This window comes from Ktedonobacteraceae bacterium, assembly GCA_035653615.1.
Lineage (GTDB): Bacteria > Chloroflexota > Ktedonobacteria > Ktedonobacterales > Ktedonobacteraceae > DASRBN01.
Genome location: DASRBN010000037.1, coordinates 66,109 through 78,333 on the forward strand (window position 1 = coordinate 66,109; position 12,225 = coordinate 78,333).

Here is a 12,225-nt window from a genome sequence, read left to right on the forward strand (position 1 = left end):
CCAATTCGGGATCCCTCATGTCCGCTCTTTATCCTGATAGAGATAAAGAAATATTCTGACGCTTAATGAAACGTGATCAGTCCGGTTTGGATGCTCTGGTACACTAGAGATAAGGAGTCGAGCATGCAATCTTGCTGTGACCCGGCTGAGTCACGAAGGATCCTATCCATGCCCTTTACCCCCCTTGCTCGACTCTTTTCCCCTTTCTTTCTGTGACTAGAACCATAACTTGGCGCTGACGACACGATATGCTTCCAGTTGCGCGACATGCGGTAGCTGTATCCTGCAAACAGAGAATGGGCTTAATCGCAAAAGTGCGTGGAAAGGGTCATGATTTCATCGTGAGGGAATGCCGATGCCTCCGCTTGAGCCCTGCTCCAAACAAGGAAGTTGTCCTGTGAATATTTCACACGATTCCACACACTTTTACGAATACCCTTTTGTTGTGAATTGTTGCTCACGTCTCTCTATAGTGTCGAATGTGAAGATCTTTTCACAAACCCCAAAAAGCAAATGACATTAGGGTTTTTATCGTGTATGCTTCGACTTAGAATGAGTATGAATGGGTACAAAAACGGAGAGAATAGATGGCATCTCACGTTTATACAACTGCTGAGGTTGTGCGGACAACGGGCTTCTCTCATAAGCAACTGGATTATTGGGCCTCGACAGGGTTGCTTGTGCCTAGTGAGCAGCAATCGCATGGACCAGGTACCCGTAGACTGTACTCTGTAGATGACCTGGTACAACTACAATTCATTCGCCATCTCAAAAGCTATGGGTGGTCAACACGCAAGATTGGGCAGGCAGCAAAAACACTGCGAGAGGTAATGAATGTATCTGATCCACTCAAGTATGCAATTTTGGTGAATGGGAAAAATATGCTCATTGCCCTCTGCAAAACAAAAGAAGGCGAACGAATCGCGATTGATGCGCTGAGCGTCGGTGGACAACAAGTCATGGGCATTGTTGTAGAGATGCTAATAGAAGAAGCCTATCAGCTCACCAGTGAGATTAAAGAACCTGCGAGGGATGAGGAAGCGATCCGATGAATACCATCGACTTAAAAAATACGTTGCTAGAAGAGCTAGACTTCATCTTTATCAAAAACGGAATGAGCCATTGGGTGGAAGATATGATGCAGGATGTGCTTATTTATTCCCTAAATCATATCACGAAAAAAAGCAATCCTGGCCTACTTGTGCTCGATTGGAACACTTTAGGCCAGGAAATGCTCTGATCACTACAATCTTAAGACGCCTGTCACAATATTGCTTACACTGCCTCCTCCAGCAACGTTCGCCCTGTAAACTGGCTGTTATACAGGTCGGCGTAGAAGCCGTTCTTGGCCAGCAGTTCCTCGTGGGTTCCCTTCTCCACGATGGTGCCGTGATTCATGACCAGGATCAGGTCGGCGTCGCGAATGGTGGAGAGCCGGTGGGCAATCACAAAGCTCGTGCGGCCTTTCATCAGTTCGGTCATGGCCTTCTGAATCTGAATCTCGGTTCGCGTATCCACGCTGCTGGTCGCCTCATCCAGGATCAGGATTTCGGGATCGGCAAGGAACGCGCGAGCAATCGTCAGCAACTGCTTCTGGCCCTGTGAGATGTTCGAGGCCTCTTCGTTGAGAACGGTGTTATAGCCCTCAGGCAGCGTGCGAATGAAGTGATCGGCATTGGCCGCCTTCGCTGCCCGCACGATCTCATCTTCAGTAGCATTCTCGCGACCGTAGGCGATATTGGCGCGGATGGTGTCGTTGAAGAGCCAGGTGTCCTGAAGCACCATACCGAACATGCGGCGTAACGCTCCACGCTTAATCTCCGTGATACCGACGCCATCGACCAGGATGCGCCCACCGTTGACCTCGTAGAAACGCATCAGCAGGTTGACCAGCGTTGTTTTTCCGGCGCCGGTCGGGCCGACAATGGCGATCATCTGCCCTGGCTGGACATCGATGTTCATATCCTGCATCAGGATGTTGTCCGGGCTATAGCCAAACCTGACATGCTCGAACTGCACCGCGCCCTCTGGATGCTCGATGACCTTCGCGTCAACGGCCTCTGGAACCTCTTCCTGCTCATCGAGTAGTTCAAAGAGGCGCTCCGCCGAGGCCATCGCCGACTGGATAACGTTAGCGATGTTGGCCAGCATGGTAATCGGCTGCGTAAACTGCTGCGCGTACTGGATGAACGCCTGCACATCGCCAATCGCAATGGCATTCTTTGTCACCATGATGCTGCCCACCACGGCTACGAAGACGTAGCCGATATTGCCGACGAAGCGCATCAATGGCATGATAATGCCCGAAACAAACTGCGCTCTCCAACCTGCGTCATACAGCTTTTCGTTGCGCCGGTCGAATTCGTCGATGGCTTCGCGCTCGTGGCCGAATACTTTGACAATCTTGTGACCTGCAAGCATCTCTTCGACATGCCCATTCAGTTCACCAAGTGACCTCTGCTGCCTGCGGAAGTACTCCTGCGAGCGTTTCGCGATGCCCATGGTGATGAACAGGCTTAACGGGAAGGTCAGCAGGACGATCAGGCTGAGCAATGGGCTGATGGTTAGCATCAGCACCAGCACACCAACCAGCGTCACTGCCGAGCTAATCAACTGCGTGACACTCTGCTGGAGCGTGGTGCTGAGGTTATCCATGTCATTGACGATGCGGCTCATAATTTCGCCGTGCGTATGCGAATCAAAGTACTTCAGAGGAAGACGCGAGAGCTTCTCATCGACCTCTTTACGCAATTGATACATGGTGCGCTGTGCTACGCCCGCCATCACATACTGCTGGATGTACATGAAGATGGCGCTGATCACGTACAATCCAAGCAAAATCAGCAGCACCGTCGCGATGTAATGGAAGTCGATCGAGGGTATGGGCAGGTGCCTCTGATACGCCTCGAACTTCGCGATTAAGCCTTCGAACAGCCTGGTTGTGGCTAATCCTAAAATTTTTGGGCCAACAATATTGAACACGGTGCCAATAATGGCCGTGATAAGCACGACGATCAACAGGAATCTCTGCGGCAGGAAGTAGCGGAGCAGGCGCAATGCCGTACCTTTAAAATCCTTGGCCTTCTCTACCGGCCTGCCCATGGCTCCCCAGCCACCTCTGCCCATCGGACCCGGCCCCATTGCGCCAGGTCGTTGTCCTCTATTTTGCATACTCATGCTATTTCCCCCGTGATTTTTTTATTATATAGGCAGCTGGCCGATGAATCGGCGGTGGGCGCGATGAATCGGCCCCTACGATTTGCCTTCATGCTATTCCCTCCGCGATTTCCTCACTTGAAAGCTGCGAGAAGACGATTTCGCGATAGACCTCGCTGGTCTGCAGCAGTTCGCGATGCGTGCCGAGGCCGGCGATTTTGCCCTCGTCCAGGACAATGATCTGGTCGGCATCCATTACGGTGCTGACGCGCTGGGCGACGATCAGAACGGTCGAATTCTGCGTCTCTTTTTTGAGCGCGGCTCGCAGTTTGGCATCGGTTTTAAAGTCCAACGCGGAGAAGGTATCGTCAAAAATGTATATTTCGGGTTTGCGAACCAGCGCGCGGGCTATCGAGAGGCGCTGCTTCTGCCCGCCGGATACGTTGGTACCACCCTGGGCAATCACCGAATCGAAGCCATACTCCATTTTCTCGATGAACTCGCTCGCCTGCGCAACATCGGCGGCGTGCTGGATCTCTTCTTCGGTCGCATCCTCTTTGCCGTAGCGAATGTTCTCGGCAATGGTGCCTGAGAACAGCACTGCTTTTTGTGGCACGAAGCCGATTTTCGAACGCAGGTGCTCCTGGGACATCTCACGCACATCCACGCCATCAACCAGGATGCGGCCGCTGTCGATGTCATAGAAACGCGGGATGAGACTGACCAGCGTCGATTTGCCCGCGCCTGTTCCACCAATGATGGCGGTCACTTCGCCAGGACGCGCACTGAAGGAGATGTGCGACAGCGCCGGTTCCTCCGCACCCGGATAGCTGAAGGTCACGTCGTCGAACTCCACGTAGCCCCTCATCTCGTCCGCGCGTTTCACCTGTTCCGCATCATTGATCTCAGGCTCTATCTCCAGCACTTCATTGATGCGCGTGGCCGAGGCCGCGGAGCGTGGCAGCATGATGAACATCATCGAGATCATCAACAAGGCAAACAGAATCTGCATGGCATATTGCAGGAAAGCGATCATCGCCCCGACCTGCAAATCCCCATTATTGATACGGATAGAGCCGAACCAGAGAATAGCGATGCTTGAAACGTTCAGTATGAACATCATGAGCGGCATCAGTGTGGCTACGATGCGGTTGACCCTGATGGAAATATCCGTCAGGTCGCGGTTCGCTACATCGAAACGCTGCTCCTCGTATTTCTGGCGATCAAACGCGCGCACAACGCGCACACCGGTCAGGCCCTCGTCCAGGATCAGGTTGAGTTTGTCTAGCTTCACCTGTATGAGTCGGAAGAGTGGAATAGCCTTGCTCATCAGGATAAGAATGGCGGCTACCAGGACAGGGATGTCCACTACCAGAATCCAGGAGAGGCCAACGTCTTGATTGAGCGCCAGGATGATGCCGGCAACCATGGTAATCGGCGCCGTGATCATCATATTCAAGATGATCACCAGCATCTGCTGCACCTGCGTTGTATCGTTCGTCGTGCGGGTTATCAGGGAAGCAGTGCCGACAGTATCAAATTCATGCAGTGAAAATTTTTGTACATGCGTAAAAAGTTTGGCGCGGATAATCTTGCCAAAGCCGGTCGCGACCCGGGAAGAAATGAAAATGCCGATCACCGCACAAATCGTGCCACCGATGGCTACCAGCGCCATAATTCCCCCGGTGCGCCAGATGTAACCGATATCGTTTTTGATGATTCCGTTATCGATGATATCCGCCATCAAGGTTGGCAGGTACAGGTTAGCGATGGCCTGCCCAAAGGCGAATAATACCACGAGAACGAGTAACCATCGATACGGCTTCATGAACCGCAACAATTTAATCATACGTTTTCGTCTCCATTCAAATTACCGATATATCGTATTCTCCTTCTGATTATAACGATATATCGTATTCTGTCAAGGGAATAAAGGGAGCAATTTATCTGATGTCCGCTTATTTGCTACATTCTTGCTCAGCCGGAATCTCCTGCCCAACTCGCACGAACTCTTCCAATCCGGTGAGCAGAGCCGCGCGCCCCTCCGCGCTCATAGCCAGGAAGATTGCCCGGATGCGCCTGATAAAGTGCTGGTGCGCTTCAATCAAAGCCGCGCGCCCGGTCTCGGTAAAGACGACGAAGACCTGGCGACGATCCTGCTTATCGCGGCGGCGCTCGACCAGCCCGCGTTTTTCCAGGCTATCGACCGTACGCACGACCGTGGCAGGATCGATTCCCAGCTTCCCTGCAATCGAACCGATGGTACAGGGTTCGTTCTCCTGCGCTCTCTCAACCAGCCCCAACACCATATATTGTGTCGTACTGAAGCCATGCTGGTGCGCATGTTTGAACCCGGCCCCCAATACTTTACGCAGGTCTGAAAACGAAGTAATAAAGCGTTCGGCCTCCTCATCCACCACCCCTTGTTTCTGTGCAGTCACTATTGTATCTGTCATTGTCCCTCCATATCTACCACAAGCAACCCATTGATTCTAACAATCATTGCGAGTATCAATAATATGTACTAACAAAGAATATCCCAAAAGCAATGGTTTGTCAAGGGTCAAAAGTCACTTGTAATGTGGCGGGGATTCTTCGTTGCACTCAGAATGACAGGCCCCGGAGACACCTGGCTGTATCCGGGGCCTGTCATTCTGAGTGCAACGAAGAATCCCTGGCAAACTTCTGGAAAGCGCCAGGCAGAAATCACAAAGAAGACCCATTCAGAAAACCCTTGACATCTATACGTTTTTCTCGTATAGTATGTTCTATTAGAATGTACTACTAGAACATACTATACGAGAAAGAGAAGCTTCATGTATGAATTGCTGACGCTGGCCTTGCTCATGCATTGGCCGCTCTATGCGCAACTCATTGTCGCTATGGCCAATAACATTATGGGACCGTGGGAGAAGATCAGCCGCGGCTCATTGTCGGCGCTCTTGAAGAAACTGGAACAGGATGGATTCATCGAACCAGGCGATCCGGCACAGGTGCCATTTCCGTCTGCACGCGCGTCGCAGGTCTTCGCAATAACAGCGGCAGGACGAGAGCGTTTCTACCAACTGATGATGGATACCAGCTCGAACCCGGGGACATACCAGCGCATCTTCCATATCAAGGCACTGCACCTGGAATTTATACCATCGCAAGATCAACTCTTCTTGATCGAGCATTACATGTATTACTGCCAGATGGGCATACGTTACATGAGGAACGAAGCGCAGGATATGGCGACTAATCCAACGAAAAAGGAACCAGTGAGCAAATTCTTTCTCACGACGGCACTTGACCTGATGAAGTTGACAGAGCAGGAGTGGGAATTAGAACTGAGTTGGGTACAACATCTGCGCGAACGAGTCATCACGCGCATGAATGAGAACGAGCGAAACACTACGGAGGAAAACAATGCCTAAAAAAGCGAACTACCTGCCGCGCGGGCAGCGTCTAATGAACGCAATTTTTGCTACGATGGTGCGCCTGGGGATGATACCGGGTGCGCATTTGATGAGTGTGCCAGGGCGCAAGAGTGGGAAGATACAAACGATCCCGCTCTTTGTCCTGCATTATGAGGGGCAACGCTGGCTTGTCGCCGGGTTTGCAGGCTCCGATTGGGTGAAAAATATACGCGCGGCAGGATGGTGTGAGCTATTCCATGATCGCATGAGAGAAAAGGTACAGGTTATTGAAGTGGAGGATATGCAAGTTCGGGCTAGCGTGCTGCGAGAGTTTGTACGGAGAGCTCCGGGCGCGAGTAGAGGATACACAATTAGCCCGGATGCGCCTCTCGAAGAATATGCCGCTATTGCGCCGGAGCATCCGATTTTCCGCGTGATCGAACAGGAAAAAAACATACCCAGAAGGGCTTGACTCTGACGTTACGTCACCCTTTATACTGCTGAATGTAAGAAAGGAGGAAGCACCTGGGTCAACATTTTTATACGAGCGGCGAGTTTGCGCAGAAAGCGTCGGTATCGGTGCGCACGTTGCGCTTTTACGACAAAGTAGGGCTATTAACGCCTTCCCAATATACGGAAGCCGGATATCGCCTCTATACGGACGCCGACTTTTTCCGTCTCCAGCAAATTCTGGCCCTGAAGTTTCTTGGCTTCTCGCTGGAGGAGATCAAGTGTTGCCTGCAGGTCGGGCCGACCGCTTTGCAGGCATCGCTGGCCCTCCAGAAGGCGATGATGCAGGAGAAAAGGGAGCAGTTGAATGCCATCATCGCGGCGATTGATGAGACGGAAAAACTGCTGCGAACTCACAAAGATGACTGGGAACCGATCATTCACGTGATCCAGGTGATGCAAATGACACAATCAAACGAGTGGCGTAACAAGTACTTTACTGATGAGCAGTTGCAGAAGATGCAGGAACTCAGTGAGAAGTCCTATACTCCTGAGCAAAGGCAGAAGCTGGCCGAGTGGGGCAAGAACTGGAGCGAGGAAGATCAGCGCGTTGCCAGCCAGAAATGGAGTACCACGCTCGCGGAGCTACAACGCCTGCTGGCAACAGGCGCTGACCCGGCCAGCCCGGAGGCTCAAGATTTTATCGGGCGCTGGCTTGCCCTGATCGGAGAGTTCACGCATGGAGACCCCGGCATCACCGAAGGCCTGAAAAAGTATTACGGAACCCTGAAAGAGATGCCTGCCAATGAAGCGCCGTTCGCCTATCCATATAGTAAGGAAGGTGAGGCTTTTCTGGAGAAGGCGATAAAGCTTCATAATGAAAGGCAGGGGTGAGTAACACGATTACCTGCTAACGGATAGTTTTTGAGGAGATAGTCGCAAATCGCTGTGGCTATCTCCTCATTTATTCGTCCTCGTCTAGCGCAAGCAGGTAATCTTGCACCTCGTCCATGTTCCTGGCAATGCTCATTTTGACGATCAAGAGCTGTAGGGTCTGGGGGTCCTTTACTCCGGCCACTTGCTTCTTTGCTAGCCGTTCCAATTTTGGAAAGTTTTCTCTCACGATGGCTAGAACAGCCCCCCGAAGGGCCTCTAGACTGCCTTCCAGACGCCCTTTCTGAAGCCCCTCTTCACGACCTTCCTCACGACCTTCTTCACGCGCCCAACGAGTGAATTCCTGATAGACAGGAGTTTCCCGCAAAACATCATCCATTTCGCTTACCCTCCTTAAGAGCAAACGTTGGTCGAGGCTCCTCTCTTTTCCAAATGCTAACGAGGTTAACGTATATGCTGCAGCCAGAGAATCGCGCTTATCCTCCCGCTCAAGACCGCTGAAGATTTCATCGGCCAGTTCACGAGTGGCTCCTCCTTTTGTTAAGATCATAAAAGGCAATAACCCCGGTAGACCTAATAGCTTGAACTCATCTGATTAACCATGACGCAAAATCTTGCGCATTCTCACTGATAAAAATCTTGAACGTATCATCATACGGCGTCGCCATACCTACGTTTCCCCCTATGGTATTCTGACAAAAGTGTAACATAGGGGAAGCTTGCTGTCGAGAGGTATGAGCTAACTTGACGATTTCATTTTAAACTGAGCAATGCAAGGATACCGAAGAGCAGAATGATACCTCCCGAAATCCTGTTGATCCACACCAGCCAGCGCGCCGTAAACCGCTTGCGCAGCAGGCTGATACCGCTTGTGAGGATACACCACCAGGAGATCGAGCCAAGGAAGACGCCGCAAACAACTAGCGCGGCGGAGAGGTAACTTTTGTTCGCTTCCCCTACTCCGATGCCGGCAAAGATGGCCGCGAACGAGAGGATAGTCAGCGGATTGGTCAGGGTCAGCAGGAATGTCGAGACATAGGCTCCGGCAAATCCGTCTGCTTTAGCCGATGCCGCTCGTTCGGCAGGCTTGCTCAATATGATTTTGATGCCAAGGTAGATCAGAAACAGGCCCCCGATCAAGCGAATCCACATTTGTTGGCTGACCAGGAAACCTGTTACGACGGTCAATCCGAAAGCTGCAATCGAGCCATACACGCCGTCAGCCGTTGCGATACCAAGTCCTGATACCAGTCCATAGAGTTGTCCTCGACGTAGCGTCCGGTTAATACAGAGAATGCACATCGGGCCAACGGTAGCCGCGATAGAAAAGCCGATAATCAGACCGCGCACAAGAAAACCTATGTCCATTACTTCCTTCCTCTTTCCCCTGCATGGGCCAGGAACCGGTGTTATTTGCACAAAAAAAGTCGCCAGACCTCTTGATTAAGGTCTGGCGACTAATACGTCTACGTTTGCTTATTTTCAGGTGCTGAAAGGCAAGCGAAGTAAACCAGACCTTCTCCAAGGCTGGTTTGCCTGCTGGTTTTGAACTAGCGCATAAAAGTTACGATGATGCTCAGCCACTGATAGAGTACCTTTTTGCTTTCAGGATTCCCATCCTGCTCTCAAATTACCGGCTGCTCAACAGTACAATGCCGGACAGGATTGGCACTTCAATAATAGCATATGCCTGGTGGCTTCACAAGAGACTATCAGCCGGCACCATAATGTCATATACTAGTAGTGCCTGCATCTAGCAAACAACTATCATGGGAAAGAGAGGTAAAGTGTATGGCATTGATATCGCAACAAGATCAGGAATCGTTGAAAAAGGTTTTTGCTGAAGAATTGCCAAATGATGTGACAATTACCTACTTTACGCAGCGCGAGTCTGTCCTGTTTGTCCCAGGGCAGGAGAAGTGTGCGTATTGCAAGGAAACAGGCGAGCTACTTGAAGAAGTCGCGAATCTTTCGGAAAAACTGCACCTGGACGTGAAGGATATCGCGGATAATAAGCAGGAGGCGCAGGAACTGGGCATTACGCGCGTTCCCGCGTTCGTGCTTTCGGGGCAGGCTAAAGGCAAGGTGCGTTACTTCGGCATTCCGGCAGGATACGAGTTCTCGACCCTGGTCGAATCACTGCTCGATGTCTCTCGCGGAAAGACAGAGTTGAGCGAACAAACGCGCAAGGCCCTGGCTGGGGTCGATTCAGACCTGCATATTCAGGTCTTTGTCACCCCTACCTGACCCTATTGTCCAAGAGCAGCCAGTTTGGCTCACAGATTAGCCGTTGAGAACGAGCATATTACCGCCGATGTGATAGAGGCATCCGAGTTTATGGACCTCTCACAGCGTTACCACGTCCACGGTGTGCCCAAAACCATCATCAATGATCGCGTCGAGTTTACCGGAGCATTGCCGGAACCGCGCTTTGTCCAGCAGGTCTTGCAGGCGCTCGATCAAGAGACACAAAAATAACAGCAGATGCTACGGCTATCCGAGATAAGGGGCGGAGCAAGCTCCTCCGCCCCTACTGTAAATCCAATTATTGATAGAACCATAGCGGCACCGGCTATACTACCGAATGCGCAATCTCCTGCCATGTTTTCCCTCCATCAGTAGTTTTAAGCATAGCGATAGTATCGCCCTTACGAAGATTAATGCTTCCCGGCGGACCAGTCCTCGTGATGTTGTTGGCAAGTGCCCACCCGAGAGTGGGTGAGACAAAGCTGAAATTATACACAAGTTGAAACGGCGCATTAAGATGAAGTTGCGTCCAATGATGCCAACCATCGCTGGTTGTATAGACCATTTTACTCCTCGAATCAGAAGCCATTGCCAGGGCATGATTCATATCGATAAAATCGGCGCTGGTCACATCGAAAGGCACGGCCGTTTGAGTCCATGTCTTGCCTCCATCGTGGGTCGTATAAAGTGCCGTCCCACTGGAGTTCGGACCGGAGGTGAGAACTGAAAGCAGGCCATCTTGCTCGGTGAAAAACTGCGGCGGCCACACGATAAGGCTGCCAGGTGGAAAAGGGAGCGTTACCGGCTGCCAGGTAGCACCGGAATCGTGTGTGACATAGAGCCAGGAGTAATCGGAAGAATCCTGGTGAGAGGAAGTGCCAGTAAGCCACCCTGTCGCTGGCGTGACGAATTGCATCCTGGTGCTGGCGGTAAGCGGGGGTATGCCATATGCATCATCACTGGTTACCGGCAATTGCGAAGTCGATGGACCCCCTGCTATCTTTTGCCACGTTCTCCCGCCGTCGTTGGTATGAAAGAGTGCGATTTCTTTGCCGATGTAGGCGCTACCGGGGTCAGGGCCGGGGAAGTTATCGGTGACAAGTTCCCAGCCGTGTAATGCATCGACAAACACGGGCGATGTTTCCAGGTCACGCGCCTTGATTACGGCACTCTGCCAGTTCTGTCCGCCATCGCTGCTGTGAAAGATGCGCAATTGAGATACCTGGGTTTTGCTGTCATACTCCGGCTGCACGACGGTGGCAATCGATGCTGAACGAAAGTTGGTTGAACAGCCTTCAACATATCCCATGCCTAGACTCTCGGTAGGCTTGCACTTTAATGTGGTACTCCAATGGCTCCCGCCGTCGGTTGTTCTCAGGATGGTGTATGCACCGGAGCCGAGAGCATCCCAACTGACTGCCCATCCGACCATTGCATTGATCATATGCAGTCCGGTCAAATCACCTGCCGGTGTATTTGTACCTGGCTGATTATTTCCTTGCGTAGATGATTGGCTCCCCGTCTTATTCTGATAACCACAACTTGCGAGTATGAAAGGAACGAGCAGGCAGAGGGAGAGCATTATCATTGAAACGGAGATGATGCGACGTTGCTTCAGGCGATTGCTCCTGATAAATACTTGGGGATTGTTCATGTCGCGCCTCTTTCTTTGCTGCTGGAATGCAGTATGTATTCTTTTTAAGAAAGATGCACAAAGCATGAGAATAGTTCCGACTTTAGCAGCAACGGCTCATAGTTCCTCTAGAGACAATCGAAGCAGCTTGAGAATTTGTGGGTAAACGTCAGCGCCTCTTGCTTGCTCTGAAAAAGCCTTCCTCGCATGTCATTCTGAGCGGAGCGAAGAATCTGAAGCAAGCCCCTGATCGATCCGGCTCCTTTTGGATTCTTCGCTCTGCTCAGAATGACATGCCTGAGTTCTTCCGGTTGGATTCTTCGCTGCGCTCAGAATGACATGTCCGAACTGGCTTTCAGTGGCTTGCCATTGGTGTGGTTAAGTGATAGCATAGGCAAAACAAATCATATTCACACTCCCGCATGAGGATGAATCGAGGGAGCCGAT

Annotated in this window: 12 protein-coding genes and 1 pseudogene; 7 read left to right on the forward strand and 6 right to left on the reverse strand. The window is 51.5% G+C overall.

The features are described from left to right. Window positions 1-587 precede the first annotated feature (587 nt). Both VFA09_21495 and VFA09_21500 read left to right on the forward strand, forming a co-directional pair. The gene (locus tag VFA09_21495) at window positions 588-1,052 is read left to right on the forward strand and encodes a MerR family transcriptional regulator (protein HZU69859.1); all 465 of its coding nucleotides are present in this window, start codon (window positions 588-590) and stop codon (window positions 1,050-1,052) included. Further along, window positions 1,049-1,240, forward strand: a complete 192-nt coding sequence (locus tag VFA09_21500) for a hypothetical protein (protein ID HZU69860.1) — start codon at window positions 1,049-1,051, stop codon at window positions 1,238-1,240. Before VFA09_21495 ends, VFA09_21500 begins: the two co-directional genes overlap by 4 nt. A gap of 35 nt (window positions 1,241-1,275) precedes the next feature. Here VFA09_21500 and VFA09_21505 read toward each other — a convergent pair whose 3' ends face one another. From VFA09_21505 to VFA09_21515, 3 genes are all read right to left on the reverse strand, one after another. After that, window positions 1,276-3,177, reverse strand: coding sequence for an ABC transporter ATP-binding protein (locus VFA09_21505; protein HZU69861.1), 1,902 nt, complete (start codon window positions 3,175-3,177; stop codon window positions 1,276-1,278). 88 nt (window positions 3,178-3,265) lie between these two features. Beyond that, window positions 3,266-5,005: an ABC transporter ATP-binding protein gene (locus VFA09_21510; GenBank protein ID HZU69862.1), complete on the reverse strand. Its 1,740-nt coding sequence runs from the start codon at window positions 5,003-5,005 to the stop codon at window positions 3,266-3,268. Window positions 5,006-5,114: 109 nt separating this feature from the next. Further along, a complete protein-coding gene (locus tag VFA09_21515) occupies window positions 5,115-5,612 on the reverse strand; it encodes a MarR family winged helix-turn-helix transcriptional regulator (GenBank protein ID HZU69863.1) in 498 nt (165 codons plus the stop codon). Between the two features lie 360 nt (window positions 5,613-5,972). Here VFA09_21515 and VFA09_21520 point away from each other — a divergent pair, with 360 nt between their 5' ends. The 3 genes from VFA09_21520 to VFA09_21530 are packed head-to-tail and all read left to right on the forward strand — an operon-like array spanning window position 5,973 to window position 7,898. Further along, window positions 5,973-6,572, forward strand: coding sequence for a hypothetical protein (locus VFA09_21520; protein HZU69864.1), 600 nt, complete (start codon window positions 5,973-5,975; stop codon window positions 6,570-6,572). Continuing rightward, window positions 6,565-7,026 (forward strand): nitroreductase/quinone reductase family protein, encoded by a 462-nt coding sequence (locus VFA09_21525; protein HZU69865.1) that lies wholly within the window; start codon window positions 6,565-6,567, stop codon window positions 7,024-7,026. The genes VFA09_21520 and VFA09_21525 overlap by 8 nt, the downstream gene beginning before the upstream one ends. A gap of 53 nt (window positions 7,027-7,079) precedes the next feature. Beyond that, a complete protein-coding gene (locus VFA09_21530) occupies window positions 7,080-7,898 on the forward strand; it encodes a MerR family transcriptional regulator (GenBank protein HZU69866.1) in 819 nt (272 codons plus the stop codon). 70 nt (window positions 7,899-7,968) lie between these two features. On the opposite strand, the gene VFA09_21535 is transcribed toward VFA09_21530, so the two are convergent. Both VFA09_21535 and VFA09_21540 read right to left on the reverse strand, forming a co-directional pair. Beyond that, on the reverse strand, window positions 7,969-8,277 hold the full coding sequence (locus VFA09_21535; protein ID HZU69867.1) for a hypothetical protein: 309 nt from the start codon (window positions 8,275-8,277) through the stop codon (window positions 7,969-7,971). A gap of 374 nt (window positions 8,278-8,651) precedes the next feature. Continuing rightward, the gene (locus VFA09_21540; GenBank protein ID HZU69868.1) at window positions 8,652-9,266 is read right to left on the reverse strand and encodes a LysE family translocator; all 615 of its coding nucleotides are present in this window, start codon (window positions 9,264-9,266) and stop codon (window positions 8,652-8,654) included. A 423-nt stretch (window positions 9,267-9,689) separates the two neighbouring features. On the opposite strand from VFA09_21540, the gene VFA09_21545 reads away from it, so the two are divergent. Beyond that, entirely contained in the window at window positions 9,690-10,145 is a 456-nt protein-coding gene (locus VFA09_21545) for a thioredoxin family protein (protein HZU69869.1), read from the forward strand. A 12-nt stretch (window positions 10,146-10,157) separates the two neighbouring features. Further along, window positions 10,158-10,376, forward strand: a pseudogene (locus VFA09_21550) (thioredoxin family protein). A gap of 94 nt (window positions 10,377-10,470) precedes the next feature. Here VFA09_21550 and VFA09_21555 read toward each other — a convergent pair. Continuing rightward, a complete protein-coding gene (locus VFA09_21555; protein HZU69870.1) occupies window positions 10,471-11,799 on the reverse strand; it encodes a hypothetical protein in 1,329 nt (442 codons plus the stop codon). Window positions 11,800-12,225: the final 426 nt, after the last annotated feature.